This is a genomic window from Streptomyces sp. NBC_00237, assembly GCF_026342435.1.
Classification (GTDB): Bacteria; Actinomycetota; Actinomycetes; order Streptomycetales; family Streptomycetaceae; genus Streptomyces.
Genome location: NZ_JAPEMT010000003.1, coordinates 630,541 through 650,936, shown reverse-complemented (window position 1 = coordinate 650,936; position 20,396 = coordinate 630,541). Strand labels below are relative to the sequence as shown.

11 protein-coding genes are annotated in these 20,396 nt (G+C 71.6%); 4 read left to right on the top strand and 7 right to left on the bottom strand.

What is annotated here, in order from left to right:
* Window positions 1–14: 14 nt before the first annotated feature.
* Both OG897_RS29590 and OG897_RS29585 read right to left on the bottom strand, forming a co-directional pair.
* Window positions 15–4,871, bottom strand: coding sequence for a non-ribosomal peptide synthetase (locus tag OG897_RS29590; protein ID WP_266661505.1), 4,857 nt, complete (start codon window positions 4,869–4,871; stop codon window positions 15–17).
* Window positions 4,868–10,000: a non-ribosomal peptide synthetase gene (locus OG897_RS29585; RefSeq protein WP_266661503.1), complete on the bottom strand. Its 5,133-nt coding sequence runs from the start codon at window positions 9,998–10,000 to the stop codon at window positions 4,868–4,870. Before OG897_RS29585 ends, OG897_RS29590 begins: the two co-directional genes overlap by 4 nt.
* A gap of 380 nt (window positions 10,001–10,380) precedes the next feature.
* Here OG897_RS29585 and OG897_RS29580 point away from each other — a divergent pair, with 380 nt between their 5' ends.
* The 3 genes from OG897_RS29580 (at window position 10,381) to OG897_RS29570 (ending at window position 12,936) form a co-directional block, all read left to right on the top strand.
* Window positions 10,381–10,869: a hypothetical protein gene (locus OG897_RS29580; RefSeq protein WP_266661501.1), complete on the top strand. Its 489-nt coding sequence runs from the start codon at window positions 10,381–10,383 to the stop codon at window positions 10,867–10,869.
* Between the two features lie 250 nt (window positions 10,870–11,119).
* On the top strand, window positions 11,120–11,299 hold the full coding sequence (locus tag OG897_RS29575; protein WP_266661499.1) for a hypothetical protein: 180 nt from the start codon (window positions 11,120–11,122) through the stop codon (window positions 11,297–11,299).
* Window positions 11,300–11,394: 95 nt separating this feature from the next.
* Window positions 11,395–12,936 (top strand): serine hydrolase, encoded by a 1,542-nt coding sequence (locus tag OG897_RS29570; protein ID WP_266661497.1) that lies wholly within the window; start codon window positions 11,395–11,397, stop codon window positions 12,934–12,936.
* A 40-nt stretch (window positions 12,937–12,976) separates the two neighbouring features.
* On the opposite strand, the gene OG897_RS29565 is transcribed toward OG897_RS29570, so the two are convergent.
* The 5 genes from OG897_RS29565 to OG897_RS29545 form a co-directional block, all read right to left on the bottom strand.
* Window positions 12,977–13,900 (bottom strand): NAD-dependent epimerase/dehydratase family protein, encoded by a 924-nt coding sequence (locus OG897_RS29565; RefSeq protein ID WP_266661495.1) that lies wholly within the window; start codon window positions 13,898–13,900, stop codon window positions 12,977–12,979.
* 47 nt (window positions 13,901–13,947) lie between these two features.
* Window positions 13,948–14,634 carry a type 1 glutamine amidotransferase domain-containing protein gene (locus OG897_RS29560; RefSeq protein ID WP_266661493.1) on the bottom strand — a complete coding sequence of 229 codons (687 nt, stop codon included), beginning with the start codon at window positions 14,632–14,634 and terminating at the stop codon, window positions 13,948–13,950.
* Window positions 14,631–15,233: a TetR/AcrR family transcriptional regulator gene (locus OG897_RS29555; protein WP_266661491.1), complete on the bottom strand. Its 603-nt coding sequence runs from the start codon at window positions 15,231–15,233 to the stop codon at window positions 14,631–14,633. The genes OG897_RS29560 and OG897_RS29555 overlap by 4 nt, the downstream gene beginning before the upstream one ends.
* A 130-nt stretch (window positions 15,234–15,363) precedes the next feature.
* On the bottom strand, window positions 15,364–17,907 hold the full coding sequence (locus tag OG897_RS29550; protein WP_266661489.1) for a glycoside hydrolase family 172 protein: 2,544 nt from the start codon (window positions 17,905–17,907) through the stop codon (window positions 15,364–15,366).
* Between the two features lie 192 nt (window positions 17,908–18,099).
* Window positions 18,100–18,981, bottom strand: coding sequence for an AraC family transcriptional regulator (locus tag OG897_RS29545; RefSeq protein ID WP_266661487.1), 882 nt, complete (start codon window positions 18,979–18,981; stop codon window positions 18,100–18,102).
* A 256-nt stretch (window positions 18,982–19,237) separates the two neighbouring features.
* Between OG897_RS29545 and OG897_RS29540 the strand changes: the two genes are divergently transcribed.
* The gene (locus OG897_RS29540) at window positions 19,238–20,353 is read left to right on the top strand and encodes a serine hydrolase domain-containing protein (RefSeq protein WP_266661485.1); all 1,116 of its coding nucleotides are present in this window, start codon (window positions 19,238–19,240) and stop codon (window positions 20,351–20,353) included.
* Window positions 20,354–20,396: the final 43 nt, after the last annotated feature.

Sequence of the window (20,396 nt, the reverse complement as noted above, 5' to 3'; positions counted from 1 at the left end):
AGCGGGGGCGAGTGTCAGCCGACGACCGGCGCGGGACGGCGGGCCACGGCCCACAGCCGTTCCGCCGGACCGTCCAGAGCCACGGCGAGCGAGGTGAGGACGGCCGCGACCCGGTGGAGCAGATCGGCGGCTCCGGCGTCACCCACCAGGTCACGGTGGTATCCCACCTTGATCAGCAGAGCGGGGTCCGGCCACACGGTGAGCCGCAAAGCCTCGTCACCGTGGGCCCCGTTGGCCAGCTGACCCCAGCCCGCGACCCGGGACTGGAGCGCCGCGTCGAAGGGGAAGTTCTCCACCACGATCTGCGAGTCGTAGAGCCGGCCGCTGTCGGGTACGCCGGACCATCGCTGCACGTCCAGGGGGCTGGTGCGTTCGTGGACGGCCGACTCCGCGTGGCGGTCCTGGAGTCGGCGCAGCCAGGCGTCGAGCCGCTCGGTGCGCGGAATCCGGACCCGGCTGGGCAGGACGTTGTTGAGACATCCGACCACGTCCTCGGCTCCTGGCCCGGCGGTCGACCGGCCGGCCACGACCGTGCCGAAGAGCACGTCGTCGATCTCCGCCAGCGCCGCGAACACCAGTGCGTACGCCGCCTGGACGGCTGTGTGCAGGGTGAGGCCGCGCCCGCGCAGTGCGGCGCGGAGGGCCGAAGTCTCCTCCCGGGACAGCCAGGTGCGCAGGTCCGTCTGCTCGGCCGGGCCACAGGCGGGTCCCAGGAGGGCGGCGACCGAACCGGTCGCGTTCCCGGCGAGTTCGGCCAGCCAGTGAACACGGGCCGCCTGTTCGTCCTCACGTGCCCAGGGAGCCAGGTCGCCCGGGGAGGGGCGGTCCGGCAGCGAGGGGACCTGTCCCGCGCGCAGGGCGTCGTGGAGTGTGAACAGGTCCTGGAGCAGGTGGGGGAAGGACCAGCCGTCGACGTGGAGGTAGGAGAAGCTCCAGACCAGCCGGGTCGCGTGGTCGCCGCGGAACAGGGCCAGCTCCACGTGGCCGGGTTCCGCTGCGCCGACCGCGCGGCTGCGCAGTTCCTTGAGGTGAGCCGCCATCGCCGTCGCGGTCCGGTCGTCGGACGTACCTCGGGTGTCTTCGCGGTGCAGCGTGACGCGTACGTTCCGGTGGGGCACCTGCCAGGCCCGGTCGCCGTGGACGTGCAGCGAGGAACGGAGCGCCGGATGGTGCTCGGCCAGGTGCTGCCAGGCGAGCACCAGCGCGTCCGGGTCGGTGTCGGCGCCGCTGATGTCGAATGCCTCGTACACCCGGTAGAGGCCCGGACGTGGGGCGTGGGCGAGCCGGTTCAGGCCCCACCGTTGCATCGGGGTCGCCGGGTGGACGGCGGCGGCGTCACCGAGTCCGGCGAGGAGACCCAGCCGGTCGGGGACGTCCGGGGACGGGAGCGAAGCCGTCGCGGCTCTCGCCTGCGGGCGGGCGGCGGCCGTGACCGGTCCGGCGCGGAGGGCGGGAGCCGCCGGGTCCTGCGGTGTCGGTGAGTTCGTTGAGTGACGTGCCGCCGCTGCCAGTTCGGCCAGTGTCTGATGGCGGAACAGGTCCCTGGTGGTCAGCTCCAGTCCGGCCGCCCTGGCCTGTGAGACGACGCGCATGCTCAGTACCGAGTCGCCCCCGACGCGGAAGAAGTTGTCCCCGGCCCGTACGGCGGGGACGTCGAGGACGTCGGCCCAGATCCGGGCCAGCGTCGCTTCCGCGGGGTTCGGCCGGCCGTCGACGCCGTCGTGCGCCGTGCTGGTGTCCGGACCGGCTCCGCCGCAGGCGTCCGGCGGTTCGGGCAGGGCTCGGGTGTCGAGTTTGCCGCCGGGGGTCCGTGGGAGCCGGGGCAGTACGACGATGAGCGCGGGTACGGCGTGGGAGGGCAGGACGGCCGTCAGGAACCGCCGCAGCTCCGGCTCGTCGGCCCGCTCCGCGCCCGTGCCGCCCTCCGCGACGGCGGCATAGGCGACCAGTCGGCGGGATCCCTCCGTCGCGCGGACGCGCACCGCCGCGTCCCGCACCAGCGGATGGGAGAGCAGAGCCGTCGTCACCTCCCCCGGTTCCACCCGGTGACCGCGGATCTTCACCTGGTCGTCGAGGCGGCCGACGAAGGTGAGTTCGCCGTCCGTGCCACGTCGGACGCGGTCCCCCGTGCGGTACATGCGGGCCCCGGGCCGCGCGGCGAACGGGTCCGGCAGGAAACGCTCCGCCGTCTGAGCCGGGCGCCGGTGGTAGCCACGGGCGAGACAGGCCCCGCCGATCCAGAGTTCACCGGTCAGCCCCGGGGGCACCGGCTGGAGTGCACTGTCCAGGACGTACGCGCCGATGCCGGGCAGCGGCCGTCCGAGAGGGAGCGTGGCAGCCTCCTCGGTAGCGGCCCCGGCCGCCCGGTCGAGTCGGCAGGTGGTGGCCGTGATCGTGGTCTCCGTCAGGCCGTAGGCGTTGACCACGGGCCTGCCGCCTCCCGCGTACCAGCGGGCGAGGTCGGCGTGGTGACCCGTGTCGCTGCCGATCACGACCAGGCGCAGCGCCGGGGGCAGGGCGCGCGGCCGGGCCTGTAGGTCTCGGGACCACTCCGCCCAGTACGGGGTCGGCAGGTTGACCACGGTGACGCCTTGGGCGAGCACCGGTTCCAGGTCCGCGGGCCCCACGGTGTTGTCCTCGATGAAGACGGTGGTGCCACCGGCGCACCACGTCGGTACGGCCTCTTCGAGGGCGACGTCGAAGGCGGGCGCGGCGAACTGCAGGACCCGGTCGGCGTCCGTGAGCCCGTAGCGCCGGCCCGTCTCCCTGGCGTGGTGGGCGAGGCTGCCGTGCTCGACGGCGACCGGCTTGGGGCGGCCGGTGGAGCCGGAGGTGAACAGGACGTAGGCAAGTGACGACGGACCGGTGGCGGGGTGCGGTCCGTACGGGGCCGTCTCGGGGGCCGTCGGTGTCCTGGGCGTCGCGGACGGTGGTGTGCCCGGTCCGGTGCTCACGGCGCGGGCCGCCGACGAGGCGCCGTCCACGGCGGAGCCCTCGCCGGGCACCAGTGTCCATGACAGGCCGTCACCCAGTCGGCCGTGCAGCGTCTCGGCGTCGGCGGCACTGCCGGTGACCCCGTGTCGGGCTCCGGCGGCCCCGGCCAGTTCCCGCAGGCGGTGGTCGGGGTGGCCCAGGTCCACCGGCACGACCGCCGCACCGCAGTACCAGATGCCGAGGAGCCCGGCGGCCCAGGCGGCTCCGCGCGCCACCGCGAGCAGCACGGTGTCCTCCGGGCCTGCTCCCGCCGCCCGCAGTGCGCCGGCCACTGCCCGAGCCCGTGCGTGCAGCTCCCGGTAGGTCACTTCGTCCGTACCCGCGCGGACCGCGACGGCGTCCGGTACGCGGTGGGCGCGGCGCGCCAGCTGACCGGGCACGCACGTACTGTCCCCGACGGCGTCCTCCGGTGCCGGGGTGTCGAACCGGCCGGAGTCCTCCGGCGCCGGGATGTCGAACCGGCCGGACGGTTCCGGTGACTCCACGGCGTCGGGAGTGGCGCCCAGCGCCAGGGACAGGGCCCCCGTGCCCGGTTCCGCCGCGACGAACTCGCCCAGGAGCGCGAGGAAGGCGTCGGCGAGTGCGGTCACGGTGTCGGCGTCGAACAGCGAGGTGTCGTACTCCCAGTCCGTCTCGACCCGGTCCGGGGAGACGTGCACGCCCAGGCCGAGGTCGAACTTGGCCGCGGTGCACGGCAGCTCCGCTCGCCGCGTGCGTACGGACCCCAGGTCAGGCGTCTGGACACCGAGTTGCTCCACGGCGCACACCGTCTGTACCAGCGGTGCGGTGGTCGCGGAGCGCTCCGTGCCCAGCAGGCCGACGATCTCTTCGAGGCCCGTGGCCGGGTACCGCAGGGATTCGAGGGTCCGGCCCCTTACCTGGTGGACGAGTTGTTCGGCGGTGGCCGTGGGGGAGATCGTCACGCGCAGGGGGATCGTGGTCACGTACATGCCCACGGTCTCGGTCTGCTCCTGGCTGCCGCGCCCGGCGGAGGGCACACCGATGACCAGGTCGCGCCCACCGGTGAGTTTGGCGAGCAGCAGGGCGTGCACCGCCGTCACGACCATGGCCGGGGTGGCCCGCCATGACGCGCCCGCCATGACGACGGCACGCCACAGACCGGCCGGGACCTCCCGCTGGAGCGCGGCTCCGCGTGTCGTGCCGCTGTCGGAGCGGGGCCGGTCGGTGGGCAGGTCCGTGACCGTGGGGGCGTCGCCGAGCACCCGTCGGTAGTACTCGTGGGCGCCCGGCTCCGCACCCGGCGCGGGCTTCTCGTCGAACCACGAGGCGGGCGCCGGCAACCGGGCTCCCTCCGTCGGCTCCGCCTGGTAGAGCAGGCCCAGATCGCGGTAGAGGACGCGCAGTGACCAGCCGTCGCACACCAGGTGGTGGATGACGAGCACGAGCAGGTGTGCTTCCTCGGCCGTCCGGATCAGAGTGGCCCTCAGCAGGGGGCCGCGCAGGTGGTCGAAGGGCCGGGCGAGTTCGTCGCGCTGTCGTGCGCGGGCGCTCTCGTCGGCGCCGTACGGGGTGCCGCGCAGATCGACCACCGGGAGAGGGAGGGAGATCGGGCCCTGGTCGGCCAGGGCGGGGCCCTCGCCCGAGCCGTCGTCCTCCACACGGGCCCGCAGAATCGGATGCCGGTCGGTCAGGTCCCGCAGTGCCCGGTGCAGCGCGTCCGGATCGAGCGGGCCGGACAGCTGCAACGAGGCGTTGATGTGGTACTTGGTGGCGTCCGCCGGGCCCGCACCGGCCGGGTGGCCGGTGCGCTCCCACTGCTCGGCGAACCACACACCGGCCTGGGCGGGGGTCAGCGCGCGGCGCGCGGCGGGACCGGCCGCCGCATCCCCGGCCGGGTGTATCGCGGAACCGCTCATCCCTGCGCCCCCGGCCCGTCCGGCCCGCCGGACAGGAGCGAGCGCACGTGCGCCGTCATCTCCGCGACCGTCGGATGGTCGAAGAACGCCGACGTCTCCACCTCCGCGCCCAGCTCCGCCGCGATGCGGTGACGCAGCCGCAACATCAGCAGCGAATGTCCTCCGACTGCGAAGAAGCTGCTGTCCCGGTGGAGTTCCGGCTGGTCGAGGACCTCGGCCCAGATCCGCAGCACGTGCTCTTCGAGGGCGTCGGCGGTGGCAGGCGGCGGGCTGGTCGTGCGGCTCTGCGGCGCGTCGGCCGATTCGCCCCACAGCGGCAGGCGCGACCGGTCGACCTTGCCGGTGGGTGTCAGCGGCACCTCGTCCAGGACAACGAAAGCGGTCGGCACCAGTCCCGACGGCAGCCGGGCCGAGGCGTGGGCGTGCAGCTCCGCCGGGTCAGGGTCCGCCTCGCCCGACCGCTGCAGATAGGCGGTGAGGATCTGGTCGGGGGCCTCGCCCGTGACGACCGCCCAGGCGGCCGACACGCTCGGGTGGTCGGCCAGTACGTGGTCGATCTCGCCCAGTTCGATCCGCAGGCCCCTGATCTTCACCTGGTCGTCCAGCCGTCCCAGGAATTCGAGACGGCCGTCGGTGGTCCACCGGGCCCGGTCTCCGGTGCGGTAGAGGCGGGCGTTCGGCACGCCGGAGAACACGTCCGGCACGAACCGTTCGGCCGTGAGGCCGGGGCGTCCCCGGTACCCGGCGGTGACTCCGTCGCCGCCCACGACCAGTTCGCCGGGGCAGTTGGGCGGCATCAGGTTGAGCCACTCGTCGACGACGTACACCTGCGCACCGGGGACTGGACCGCCGAGCGGCACCGGGCGTGCGTGGTCCTGGCCGGGGTCGGTGACCGCCGAGGCGGTGGCGAGGACGGTGATCTCGGTCGGACCGTACAGGTTGCGCACCGCCGGAATCCCGGCAGCGCACAGCCGGGAGACCAGCGCGGAGGGGGGCGCCTCGCCCCCCAGATTGACCAGGAGCAACCCGGGCGGCAACCGGTGGTCACGCAGGAGATCCCCCAACAGGCTCGGTACCGCGCACAGTTGGGTGGGTGCCTCGTCCGGCGGCAGCTTCGGCAGGTCCAGGAGGTGATCGAGGAGCTGCACCGTGCCGCCCGAGGCGAGCGTGGGCAGGATCTCGTACAAGGACATGTCGAAGCAGATGGAGGCGGTCGCCAGGGTCCGCGAGAAGGCGTCGGCCGGGGTGTCGCGCATCGCCCAGCGGACGAAGTGGTCGAGGTTGCGGTGGCTGACCAGGCACCCCTTGGGCGGTCCCGTGCTGCCGGAGGTGTAGAGGACGTACGCCGTCGCCTCCGGGCGGGCCGGGGGCCGGGGGAACACGGCCGCCGTGCCGACCGGGTGGTACCCGGCCGTACCGGCGTCGATCGCCTCCCAGGGGCCTTCGGGCAGCTGCGCGGCGGTGCGCGTGTCGACGAGCACGCACCGGGCACCGGAGTCGCCGAGGGTGAACCCGGTCCTGGCGGGCGGGTGCGCCGGGTCCAGCGGCAGATAGGACCGGCCCGACAGCAGAACGCCCAGGAGCGCCGCGATCATGCGGGGGGTGCGGGAGAGGAAGAGCCCGACCGGCTCGTCGCCCGTTCCCGCCTCGTCCAGCCGGGCGGCCACCGCTGCGGCCTCGACGGCCAGTTCGGCGTAGGTGACCTGTTCGCCGTCGGCCGTAAGGACCGCCACCGCGTCCGGGCACCGGCGGACCGCGTCCTCGATCAACAGGGCGAGGGGGCGGGCGGGCTCGGCCTCCTGCCCCCGGCCCGCACGCAGCAGCGCCTTCCTGCGCTCCGCACTGAGCAGTGCGAGGTCGGAGAGCCGGCGGTCCGGGTGGCGCGCCGCGTCGGACAAAAGGCCCAGATAGGACTCGACCAGCTCCGCCATGAACCCGGGGTCGAACAGATCGGCGTTGTACTCCCACAGCAGCGTCACGCGGCCGTCGACGCGGCCGTCCGCTCCCTTTTCCGCCTCGGCGCGCGGGATCATGATGACGTTCAGGTCGGCTTTGGCCGAGCCGTTGTCCCGTTCGAACACGGTGGCCGACGCCCCGGGCAGCTCCAGGTCCGGCAGACGCGCGTCGTTGGAGCTGAACATCAGCTGGAAGTACGGATTCGCCGTGGGGTCACGGTCCGGGTTGAGGTGCCGTACGAGTTCGAGGAACGGGTACTCCTGGTGCGCGGACGCTGTCAGCACCGTGTCCCGGGTGCGGTGCACCAGGGTCGTGAAGGCGGGGTTGCCGCCGATGTCGCAGCGCAGGACGACGGGGTTGACCAGCATGCCGATCAGCTGTTCCGTCTGCGCCATCTGGCGGTTGGCGAAGCCGGAGCCGATCACCAGGTCCTCCTCACCGGTGCAGCGGCCCAGTACGGCGTAGAACCCGGCCAGCATGGTGGCGAACAGCGTGGCCCCCTCCTGCCGTGCCAGTCTGCGCAGCGCGGTGACGGTGCCGGTCGGTACCTCGACGCGGACGGCGCCGCCTCGGAAGGTCTGCTTCCCTCGGCGCGGGGTGAGGGTGGGAAGCGTGGTCGGTGCGGGCGCGTCTGCCAGCACCCCCGCCCAGTGGTCGCGCTGCGCGAGGAACGCGTCGGAGGTGAGGGACGTGTGCTGCCACAGGGCGTAGTCGGCGTACTGGAAGGGGAGGGCGGGCAGATCGGCCGGTTCGCCCGTGACCTCGGCCGCGTAGCAGGCGCGCAGTTCCTGCATGAGGAGTCCGAAGGACCAGCCGTCGTGCACGAGATGGTGTTCGACGAGGACGATCTCGTGCTGGAGCGGCCCCAGACGCACCACAGTCCAGCGCAGCAGCGGCAGTTCGTCGAGCGCGAACGGTGTCCGGGCCCGCTCGGCGGTGATCTCCTCGACCCGGGCGCGCTGTTCACCGGCGGGCAGTGCGGTGAGGTCGACGAGTTCCACGGGCATCGGGCCGGTGGCGTGCGTCCGCTGCCGGGGTGTTCCGTCGTCGTCGTGGAAGGTGGTGCGGAAGATCGCGTGCCGGGCGGTGAGCGTCGCGACGGCCCGGCCGAGCGCGTCGGTGTCCAGGGCGCCGATGACGCGGAGGGTCGTCTGCGCGTGGTAGGCGACGTTGCCAGGGGACAGCTTCTGGAGGAACCACACCTGTCGCTGCTGGGCCGTCAGCGGCACGTCCGCGTCCGGGGCGGCGCGCACCAGCGGCGGGAGCGGGGCCGACAGCCCCGCCCTCTCGGGGGCGGTGAGCAACGCGGCCTGTTCGGCGATGGTCGGCGCGGCCATGAGGGCGCTCACGGGAAGACGTACACCGAACCGTTCGGTGATGCGGTTGGCCATCCGGGCCACGGCCAGGGAGTGGCCCCCGAGGTCGAGGAACGAGTCGTCCGTCCCGAGGTCCGTGACCTCCAGGACCTCGCACCAGACGGCCGCCAGCGCTTCCTCGGTGTCGGTGGCCGGAGGCCGACGCGGGCTGTGCGTGTCCCGCTGCCATCCGGAGGGCAACGGGAGCGCCTCGGTGTCCACCTTTCCGTTGGTCCGCAGGGGCAGCGCGTCCACGATGACGTAGCGCGTGGGTACGTGCGCCGGGGGCAGCTGGGTGGCGAGGTGATCCCGTAACTGCCCCGCGGTCGGTACGGCACGCTCGTCGGCCGGGACGACGAACGCGATCAGCTCGGTGGTGTCCGAGGGGCCCGTCCGGGGGGCCAGTGTGTGGGCGGCGGCGACCTGCGGATGGGCCGTCAGATGGCGGTCGGCCTCGCGCGGGTGGACTCGCTGGCCTCGGATCTTGACCAGTTCGTCGGCGCGGCCGAGGACGTACAGGGCTCCTTGTCCGTCCCACCGCCCCAGGTCTCCGGTGCGGTAGAGGCGGGCGCCCGGCGGGTCGGCGAGCGGGTCGGGCACGAAGCGTTCGGCCGTGAGTGCCGGGTCCTCGAGATAGCCCCTCGCCAGGCCGGCACCGGACACGAAGATCTCACCTGTCTCGCCTGCCAGGACCGGCCGCAGGTCCTGGCCGAGCAGGCGGACTCCCACCCCGCCGAGGGGGCGGCCGACCGGCAGTACGGCGCCGTCCTGCTCGGCGTACGGCGGCGACGGCTCCTCGGCGGGGAAGCGGTGCACCGTGGAGGTGATGGTCGCCTCGGTCAGCCCGTAGGCGTTGACGACCGCCGCGTCACTGAACCGCCGCCAGTCGGCCAGCGTCGACGCGCGTCCCGTGTCGCTGCCCACGACGAGCAGCCGCAGGTGATCGGAGACCGGCGCCCGGCCGTCCGTCAGATCCCGCACCCAGTGCTGCCAGTAGGGGGTCGCGAGGTTGGCCACCGTCACACGCTCCGCCGCGAGAAGCGAGCTGAGATCTTCGGGCGAGAGCACGACGGGCGGTGCGAGAACCAGCTCGGCGCCGACGGCCAGGGTCGGCAGGATCTCTTCCAACGCCACGTCGAACCCGGCGGAGGCGAGCTGGAGCACCCGGTCGTCGGGCCGCAGGCCGTACGCCGCGGAGACCGACGCCGTGTGGTTCGCCAGTGCGCCGTGCGGTACGCAGACAGCCTTGGGGGTTCCGGTACTTCCGGAGGTGAACAGCACATAGGCGCCCTGCTCCCGGTGCACGGGCCGCCCTCTGTCGTGGTCGGCCGACCACGGGTCCGGCCCTCCGGCGACCGGCTGCCGAACCGGGCCTTCCTGCGCCGCGCTCACCGGCTGGAGGACGCCGCCGCGCGGGGCTGGAGGGAGGAGCGGAAGGCCGGAGCGTTCGGCGAGCGTGCGATGGGCCCCGCCGGTGACAAGGAGGTCGGCCGCCGACAGCATCCGTCCGGCGCGCTCCCCCGGCAGCTCGGGATCGACCGGCAGGAACACGGCGCCGCTGTGGAGCGTGCCGAGCAGCGTCACCACCAGGTCGATCCCGCGCGGCAGCGCGACCGCGACGACGGGCTCCGGACCCGCTGAGCCCTCGACGGCCCGCCCGATCCGCCCGGCCTCGGCGCGGACCCGGTCGGCCAGCTCCCCGTACGTCAGGTGCTCGGGCCCCTGCCGGACGGCGACTCGCTCCGGCTGTCGTCCGGCCCGTCTCAGAAGCGCCTCGACGACAGGCTCGAAAGGCCCGTATATCCCGTGTGAAGACATGACGACCTGAACCCCCGAGCGACAGGAATCGCCGTCGGCGGTGTGCCCGGGGTCGCCGGGCACACCACTGACGGTGGTACGTGGCTACTGGGAAGGGTGCCGTCTGGTGGGGTCAACGGCCAGCGATCCCGGAGAACGGGGACAGAAGTGGCCGACTCGCACCCGGCATGGCTGGATTCGGACAGCAGTCCTCGGCTGGGCCCGGCCGCGTATGCGCGACCCCCACGCGTGCGAGAACAACACGGCCAACGTCACCGCGAGTTGAGCACGAATTTCACCCAGAGGACGGGGCATGGCTGACGTCCCTCTGCCGTTGCTGTGCGTTGCTGTGGCTTTCGTTGAATGGCTACGTGGCCCCCCTGTGGTGGAAGATCGTCCCCATGCGCCCTCCTTTCGACAGCCCCGAGCCCCGTCGCGTCCCGCCGGGGACGTACTCGACGTGGGAGGGGGCTCTGGTCCTCCTCAACCGGGACCTGGCGGTGACCCTTCCCGAGCAGCAGCCCCTGCAACTGCTGGCTCTTCCGCCCTGTGCTGCGAACGAGCCGGAGAACGTCTACGTCGCTCTGGCCAACGGCGAGTGGCACGGCAACTCCCTGTACCCGGACTCGGCGGACGACCCTGCCCAGGCACTGGCGATCATCACTGATGCCGCGCAGGAGACCATCACCGAGCGGCTGTGGCAGGCGTGGCCTCTGTGCCCTGAGCATGAGCTGGGCATGCATCCTCGTGATGCGGACGGGCGGCTGTCCTGGTGGTGCGCGGGCGAGCGGTTGCGTCACGGTACGGCCCATATCCGTGCAGCCGTAGGCGAGCTCGACACCTTCGTCCGCCCACATCGCCCCCACCGCAAGAAGCGGCGGGCGCGTTGACATCCCGCTGCACCACAGCCGTTGGACGCGCCGTGACGTGAAGAGACCTCGCGGGTCGCGGCTGTGCCGAGGTCAGGAACTACGTGCGGCCCCTGAGCTTATGGACCACGAATATCACGGCCGCCACGATCAGGACCAAGAACAGGAAGAGGTTCAAGAAGGCCGTGACCAGCCTGCCCTCCCCCCGGGAACCCTCCACTGCCGTCATGGCATTCCGAGTACCCCCGCGCCCCCGCCCGAACCGCTGAGCGTGCCTGACGAAGGCGTTGGCCCCCTCCGCAAGCCCGCGGCCAGGCTGGAGGAGTTCCTGAACACCTACCGGGAGCGGCTGGTGGCCGTCCGTTCCCGGGACGCGCTGGCGGCCCGGTGCGACGGCGGGGTGGGGCCCGACCGGCCCGCCGGTCTCCGGGGGACGACCTGTCCGCCGTAGCAAGCCGGAACCCCTCGGTCAGTAGTGCCCGCTCTACCTCTGAACTCTCCTGTACGCCACTGCGCCGATGCCCCCCGACGCGATCGGATGGGGGCATGAAGAAGCCCTCGTCCCGGCCCCGCCACCTGCGTGTTCTGGCCGCTGCCGTGACCGCCGCCGCAGCCCTGATCTGCGCCACCGAATCCGCCCTCGCCGCACCCGGTGCCGAGTCCCTGACCTCGGATGCCGTCGACCGCTACGTACGCACGTACATGGAGGAGACCGATCTTCCCGGTGCCGTGGTGGCCGTGACCCGGGGCGACCGGATCGTGCACACCGCCGGGTACGGGCACACCGCGGCGGACAAGACCCTCTCCGCGCGGACCCCGGTGCCGGTGGCCTCGCTCTCCAAGTCGATGACCGCGCTGGCCGTCATGCAACTGGCCGAGGTGGGCAAGGTCGGCCTCGACCGCCCGGTACGGCAGTACCTCCCGGACTTCACCCTCGCCGACCCTCGCGCCGAGCGCATCACCGTACGCCAACTCCTCAACCAGACCTCGGGCATGGCCGATGCGACCCACCCCGACCTGGTCGGCCCCCAGCCACGCACTCTCACCGAAGCGGTCACCGCCCTGCACGGGGTGCGGCTCGCGAGCGATCCCGGCACCCGCATGAGCTACCACAACACCAACTACGCGGTTGCCGCACGCCTGGTGGAGGTCGTGGCCGGGCAGCCCTTCGCCACCTACATGGCCGACCGGGTCTTCCGCCCCCTGGGCATGGCCCGCACCATCACCGTCGACTCCACCTCCGCCATGCCCGAGCAGGCACGCGGTTACGTTCGCGCGTACGGCCGACTGATCGAGCGCGACCAGCCGCACTGGTTCACCGCGGGCGGTTTCGGCACCGTCGCCACCGCCGACGACCTCGCCCGCTGGCTGATCGCCCAGTACGACGGCGGCGCCTCGGCGGACGGCCACCAGGTCGTCTCGGCCCGGAGCATCACCACCCTGCACACTCCGCCCCGTACGCCCGAGGGCACTTCCTACGCCATGGGCTGGACTCAGGAGACCGGCGAAGGACCGCGCGAGATCCGGCACACCGGGCAGCTCCTCACCCACAACGCCGCGCAGATCCTGCTCCCCGACAGCCTCACCGGCATCGCCGTCGTCACCAACACCGGCATGATCTCCGGCGACGACGCGACCCTCCTCGCCCAGGGAATCGCCGACCTCGCCCGGGGCGATTCACCGGGAAGCGACGTCCCCTTCACCCTCCAGGCCGACTACGTCCTCGCCGCCCTCACCGCACTGTCCCTCGCCCTCGGCACCACCGGTGTGGTCCGGGCCCGCCGCTGGGCCAGGCTCACAGCCACCCGCCCGTGGTGGCGCACCGCCCTGCGCACCCTCCCCCACACCCTGCCCATCGCCTCCTTCCTCTTCGTCGGCGACCTGGCGGGCCTGCTCACCCGAAGGGGCGCGGACCTGGCCATGATCTCGTACGTCTGGCCCGCCCTCTTCCTCTGGCTGGCGACCTCCGCTGCCGCCTCGGCGGCGGTGCTCGCCGCCCGGGCGTTCCGCACCGTCCGGGCCGTCCGGACCGTCCGGGCCCGGAGGGTGACTTCCGAGGTGTGGGAGGGGTCTCCCGGCACTGCCTGACGTTCGCCGGGACGCCTCCCGCCCGCACCTTCGGGCGTCGTTACTCGCTTGCGAGGATCTGGTGGATGCCGTCCCGGTAGTTCGTGACGCGGAAGTCAGGGAATCGTGTCGTGAACTTCGACGAGTCGAAGATGTTGTCCTGCCGGTAGCGCGGCAGCAGTTCTTCCACCTCCTTGACCGCTGGGTTGACGAGTCCTCCGATCCTGAACGCCCAGTTGGGGACGGTGGAGTAGTGGATCTTCTTACCGGTGACCTGCGAGGCGATGTCGATCATGTCTTGGTAGGTCGGGCGGTCCGGATCGATCGGCAGGTGCCAGGTCTGCCCGTAGGCATCGGGCGTGTTCCCGATACGGGCCATGGCCCGGCTGGCGTCCGGGGTCCAGATCAGGGTGCGCCGGGTGTGGGCGTTCAGCGGCACCATCGGCCGTTTGCCGTGCTTGATGCGGTGGAAGACGGCCGAGTTGGTCAGGCTCTGGGTCTTGCCGGGGCCGTAGAACTCGGGGGCTCGGCAGATCACGGCATCGATCGCACCCGCTTCCATCTCTCCGAGCAGCGTCGTCGCGATCTGCGCGCGCACGGACGCCTTGCGCCCGATCGGTTCGAATCCGGTGCCCTCGTTCTGGGGCGTCGAGGTCCGCGGGTACATGTACGTGTTGTCGAAGAAGACGAGCTTGCTGCCGTGCTTCTGGCAGGCGGCGATCGTGTTCGCCATCATGGCCGGGAAGCGCTGCTCCCACCGTTCGGAGTCCATCGGCAGCCCCACGGTGAGGTAGACGATGTCGCTTCCGGCCACCGCCGCATCGGTTGCCCCGGGATCCATGAGGTCGGCGGGCACGAGCTGGTCGGTCTCATGCACCGTGCGGGGGTTTCTGCTCACCAGGCGGATGTCGTGGGTGAAATTCCGGTGGAGTTCGCGGGTGAGCTCTTCGGCGATCTGTCCGCCTGATCCGAGCACGGTCTGCATGTGGTGCTGTCCTTCGGGTGGAGATTCGGGGGGAGTGATGTGGGCTGTCAGAGCAGCGCGGCGACCTTGGCTGCGGTCTCCTTGGCCGATCCGGGGTTCTGGCCGGTGACGAGCCTGCCGTCGACGACGGCATTGGAGACGAACGGCAGGAGCGCCTTCGAGTAGCGTGCGCCGCGCTGCTTCATCTGCTCTTCGACGTTGTAGGGCACGATTTCGCCGACGCGGGCGAGGACTTCTTCCCGCCAGGAGAACCCGGTCAGGTTGCGGCCGGCGACGAGGTGGCTTCCGTCGGAGAGAAGGGTGTTGAGCAGGCCGCAGTAGCCGTGGCAGACCGCGCCGACGACACCGCCGCGCTCGAAGATCTCCCGGGTGATCCGCTGGAGGCCCTCGCTGCCGGGGAAGTCGAACATCACCGCGTGGCCGCCGGTGAAGTAGATCGCGTCGTAGTCGGCCGAGTCGATCTGTGCGGGTGCCGCTGTGTCGTCCAGCAGTGCCATCCGGGCCGGGTCGCCGTGCCAGGACTTCGCGGACTTGTCGTAGTTGGGGAACTTCAACGACCGAGGCTCCAGCGGTGACTTCCCGCCTGCGGGGCTCACGAGCGTCTGTTCCCAACCGTGCTCCTCGAAGATGTCGTAGGCGTGGGTCAGCTCCGACAGCCAGAGCCCGGTCGGGTGCGACGGGTCGGCCTCGTAGTGGTCGACGTTGGTGACGACGATCAGGACGCGTGCGCTCATGGTCCCTCGATTCCTGGCCGGGCGACGGAGGGGAAGAAGACGGCGGCGAACGCCGAACGCACGCGCTCGTCGACAGCAGCGGGGTTGTCCTGGGCGAACTTGCCGTCGAGGTGGAGAAAGGCCAGCCCGTGCGCGAGCGACCACCCGGCGGTGGCCAGGACGGCTGCGTCGGCTGCGGGGAACACCTCGGCCATGACACCTTCCAGGAGGTCGTGCAGCGCTCCGGAGGCGCGTACCCTCTCGTCGCTCCGGTCGTCGCACGGCTGGCCGAACATGAGCCGGAAGAGCGCAGGCCGACGCAGAGCGAAACGCACGTACCCCACAGCGAACTCGCCGACCTCGGCGACTGTCGTCGGGCCCGGCCCGTCCAGGGTGAGGTCATTCATCAGTTCGCGCAATCCATGGACGGCCAGCGCCGACTCCAGCTCCTCACGATCAGCGAAGTGCCGGTACGGAGCGGCGGTGGACACACCGGCCCGGCGGGCAAGCGCTCGCAACGAGAACGGCTCGCCGGTCTCCAGCAGCTCCAGGGCGGCGAGGACCAGCGTCGCCCGCAGATCTCCGTGGTGATAGCTGGGCCTGGTCGGGTTCGATTCCATCAGCACCTCATTAAGTAAGCACTGCTTACATTAGCACGGCAGTGCCCCGGTGACAGGCCGGGGCGTCCGCCGCGCGGGTATCTGGTCGACAGAGGCGTCCGCCGCGCGGGTATCAGCCGACAGAGCCGAGCTAGCGCACCACGCTGTCCACCGTGTACAGGGCGGAGGCCCATCCCGGTGTGCCCAGCACCGGAGTCAGCGTGACGCTGATCCGCCGTTTGCCACGGGTCACGGAGGCGGGCAGCTGGTAGGAGTCCTCCAGCCAGCGGCGGTTGCGGTTGCCGAGCGGCTGGTACCAGTCGGGCAACACGGTTCCGTCAACACTCACCCGTGCCCGCTGTCCGGGCTCCATCTGGTCGCCCACCCTGCGCAGGACGACTCCCTGGTTGGCCGGATCGATGGTCACGTCGAGCGCGACGGGGTGCTGGGTGTAATACACCCTGGCGGTACGCCGCTCAGGGTTGACGAGTTCCCCCTCGAACACCGAGGCGACCTCCAGCGCCGAGGGGAACCCGACGTTCTCGACGCGCGTGCGGCGGTTCACGGTGAGGGCCGCGGTCACGGTGTCCGTGCGGTACAGGCGGGGCGTGTCCTGTCCGTACCAGTACGTGGTGGCCGCGTAGTCGGCCGGGGCCTCGTTGGCCAGACCGTGTTCGATCGTGAACCGCATCGACCGGCCGAAGGGCACCGCGTCCGCGAGCAGCAGCCGGTACGCGCTGGAACAGTCCTCGGTTCCCGCTCCGCACCCCGGCCCGTCCGTCAGACGGGCGGGATGGCCGTTCAGCGGTGCGGAGTAGGTCCCGTGCAGGAAGTACCAGCCGCCGCGGTAGTAGTCCTCGGTTCCCGTGCCGTGCACCTGCGGGGTGTGCGAGTCGTCGACGAACATGCGCTCGTCGCCCTCCATGTGCGAGCGGCCTCCGTCGCCGCGCATGCTGTGCGAGACGCCCACGACCTTGCCGTCCCCCCGCGCCGACAGGAACTCCCAGCTGCGGTCGACGACGGTGGCGGAGGCGTGCGAGGTGGCACGGAAATGACCTTCCGTTCCCTCGCGGACCGCTCGCGCGTGTGCATCGGAGGGGGTGCTGCGCACCCAGGACGTGCCCTCCCGCAGGTGTACGTCGGAGCCGTTGTACAGCTCGACGGTCGCCTCGCGTGCGTACGGCATGGGCCACCAGGCAGTGAACTCCCCTGTGGTGGAGTCGAGTTGGAACATCAAGGCGCGTACGGGCGCCATCGTGTACCCCGACCCGAAGAACTCGCCGAGCGGTGCGTCCACGGTCCGTACCCCGTCGAAGGACGCCCGCAGCCGCAGCCCGCGAAGGAGCTTGCGGGAGGTCGCCAACGGCCCGCTGTCCGGGGGCGGGTAGCGGTGGGCGCGGGTGCCGTGCCAGGTCTCGCCGTGGATCCGGTAGCCGTGGGAGAGCTCGGAGGCGGGATCGCCGACGTCGACGGTGTCCGTGGCGGCCCCCGGAACACCGCCGGAGGTGCGGGCCCAGTAGGTGAACTCGTTGAAGTCCTGCCCCCCGGACCACTCCGTGCGGATCGTCAGCCGCGCCTTGCCCGCCGTGAGCGCGGCGGGCAGCTCCAGACTCTCCTCGCCCCACCGTTCCGGGGTCCTGGGGTTGCCCGGCCATTCCCCGGCCGGTTTCCCGTCGACGTACACGCGTCCCTTCTGCCCGCCGATGGTGCGGTCCAGCCGTCGGGTCAGCAGCACACCCCGGTTGGCGGGATCGACCGTCAGGCTGAACTCGCTGCCGCCGTCCTTCCCGTACGCCCTCCCGCTGTCCGTGACGGGGGGCTGCTCCGGCGCGACGGTCTGCGGCAGCCGCAGCCGCAGTCCGCCGATGAGCCCGGGGACGGTGGAGCGGGCGAGCCGCTGGGTCTGGCCGGGCGCGAGACGCAGCGGGGTGGCCTGCTCGGTGGTTCCCGCCAGCGCGGGCTTGGGATCGGCGGCCGAGGCCCGTCGCATCAGGTCCACCACGTCCTGCGCGCGGTCGCCCGGGTCGAAGGTCCTGACCCCCTCCGCGTCCGCGAACGTCCGGTACATCACCTGGTACAGGCGCGGGTCGTGTTCGGTGGTGACGCGCATGGACTTCCGGTACGGCATGGGCACCGCGATCAGCGCCCCACCGGAGGTCTGCTTGTCGTCCGCCACCAGCGGGTGGGTGAACGGCGCCCCGAGCTTCCCCGCCAGCACGTCCGCCAAGGGCGCGTCCAGCACTTTCCGGCCGTCCAGTTCGACGGTGATCCGCCCCGTGTCGCCGAAACTCCCGGTGCGCCCGGTGTCGTGGACGGGCCCGAGCCATCGGGTGAACCAGATCGAGGAGATCTCCCCGGCCCCCACATGTGCGGCGATCACGCACTCGCTGGTTTTGGTGTTCAGACACGAGGTGACCCCGCCGAAGCCGTCCCAGTTGCCGCCCTCCCGGTCGAAGCTGGAGAACATCTTCGTCTCCACCCCCCTCGGCAGGTGGGCCGCCAGGTCCAGCCGACGGTACGTCTCCCACCCCACCGGCCCCTTCCCGGCGGGCGCCGCCATCGCGGCCGGGACCGCTCCCGGCTTCGCCCCGTCGTCCCCGCGCGGACCCCGGGCGTCCCGCCCTCCGATCGCGACCGACATCACCAGGAGGGCGACGCACAGGAAAGCTGCCCACAGGGCGGGGGCACGTCTCATCGCTTCTCCTGCTTCGGCCCGTCCGGACGTTCGACCTGCGTACTGAAGTCTTGTGAGGGGCCAGCTTTGCCGGAGGTCTCGGCAGCGATGGGCAGCAACACCTCGGGGCACGCCCACTGTCACCTCAACGGGCGCCCCCGGTGCGGTGAGTGAGGCGTTCGGGCTTGGCGGGCCGACTCCCGGTACGGGTGTTCACACGTCGGCGCTCACGCTGCTTCGCTCGACCGGGATCCACAGCTGGGAGTCGGTCTCCGCGCCGACCTCCACCGGCTTCGTCAGCAGAAGCTCCGGGCCGGGCCGACTCACGTACGGGTTCGAGGGGAACCACTGGGTGAACACGTCCCGCCACAGCTCCTGGAGGCCGCTCGGACAGGGCCCGTGGTTGTCGAAGACCGCCCAGGTCCCGGCTGGTACGTCGAGGGCGTCGAGCTCCTCGGCGGCCGCCTCGGGGCCGGTTGCCACGCCGATCCAGTAGTCCGCCTCGACGCCCTCCTCCCGGCTGTCGGTCAGATACACCGCCGCCGACAGGATCCCCTCCGGCTCTCGACCGGCCAGCCCCTTCATCCGTTCGATCGCGTGCGCGTCCAGGCTTTCCAGGTGCGCCGCAGCGGTCGCGTTGATGCCCTCGTGCACGAGGGGGACCCGGGCTTTCCTGCCGACGATCCGAAACGGCTCCTTCGTGATGATCCGGTACCGCATGCTGGTACTGCCTTCGACGACGACGCGGAAGGACATGCGTGGCTGTGTCGTGAGCACCGCACCCGTGCGTCGGGCCTCGCCCGGCCCGATGCCGTGCACGGACCGGAAGGCGCGGGCGAACGCCTCGCCCGAGCTGTACCCGTACCGGACCGCGACGTCGAGCAACGTCAGCTCCCGGGCGAGCACTTCGGCCGCGGCGAGCGTCATCCGCCGACGCCGCACGTAGACCGGGAGCGGCATCCCGGAAAGGGCGGAGAACAGCCGCCGGAAGTGGTACTCCGACACTGCGGCGACCCGGGCCGTCTCGGCCATGTCGACCTCCCCGTCAAGGCAGGCATCCAGGTGGTTCAGCGCCTGATTCAGCCTCTCCAGCACTCCTCTGCCTCCCTCTCCTCTCGTGTCTCCTCTTGTCTTGCGGCAACGCACACCCAGCCGCAGGAGCTACAGCGGCTGGCACCCGGGCGTTCCGAGGGGGAACAACTGCCGTTACGGCCGGTCGGCGGACGGGCCGACCACGCGGACGTCAGGCCGCCTCGCTGGGGCAAAGGACAGTTCTGGTGCTGACCCGCCCGACAAAAGTAGAGCGGGAATTGCTGGGAAGGAAGCTGCGGCTCTCCCTGAGGCTTGGCCCATGACTTACCTCCAAGGAGCGTGCGAGCCGCGATTCGCCGCAGTGAGTGCGGCCCTGTCAGCTTCGCTCGGCAAGGACGATGTGGGCGCCTCGGTCGCTGTCTACCTCGACGGCGAGCCGGTGGTCGACCTCTGGGGCGGGTACGCCGATGCGGACCGCTCTGTCGGCTGGGGGCGCGACACCCTCGCCTGTGTGACCTCGACGACCAAGACCATGACCGCCTTGTGTGCGCTCCTGCTGGCCGACCGGGGCCTGCTCGACCTGTCCGCGCCGGTCGCCGCCTACTGGCCCGAGTTCGGCGCGGCTGGCAAGAAGAACGTGCTGGTGCGGCATGTGCTGTCCCATACCGCGGGGCTGCCGGACCTGTCCGGGCTGACGGCGGTCGAGGACCTCTACGACTGGCATGGCGTGACGACACGGCTTGCCGCGCAGGCCCTTGAGTGGGAACCGGGGACGGCTGCCGGATATCACGCGCTCACTTTCGGGTTCCTGGTCGGTGAGGTGGTCCGTCGCATCACCGGCCGCAGCCTCGGTGAGTTCTTCGCCGAGGAAGTAGCCGAACCGCTGGGCGCGGACTTCCACATCGGGCTCTCCGCCGAGCACGACCGCCGCGTCGCACCGCTCGTCCCACCGCCGTCACAGACCGACGCGTACGCCTCCAGCGCACCGCTCGGGCCGGACGGCACACGCCGGGAGTACACCGGAGCGACTGTCCGGGTCAGGGACACCAACTCCGTGGCGTGGCGCCGTGCGCAGATCCCAGCGGTGAACGGGTTCGGCAACGCCCGGTCTGTCGCCCTCGTTCAGTCGGTACTGGCAAACCGGGGATCCGTCGGCGGGGTGCGCCTGCTGTCCCCCCGGGGTTGTGAACCCGCGTGGCAGGAGGTGTTCTGCGGCGAGGACCGCGTCCTGCGGTCGCCGATGTCCTGGACCGTAGGCTTCGGCACGTTCGGCAGCACCTTCGGCTGGGGCGGCTGGGGCGGCTCGCTGGTCGCGAGTGATCCCGGTTCGCGCATGACGGTGGCCTACGTCATGAACCAGATGCTCGACCGGGACCAGCAGGACGACAACCGCGGTATGGAGATCATCATGGCCGCCTACAGCGGACTGCAGTGACAGCCAACGGAAAGGTGCAGGCCCTGTGGGCGCGGGCGGTGTA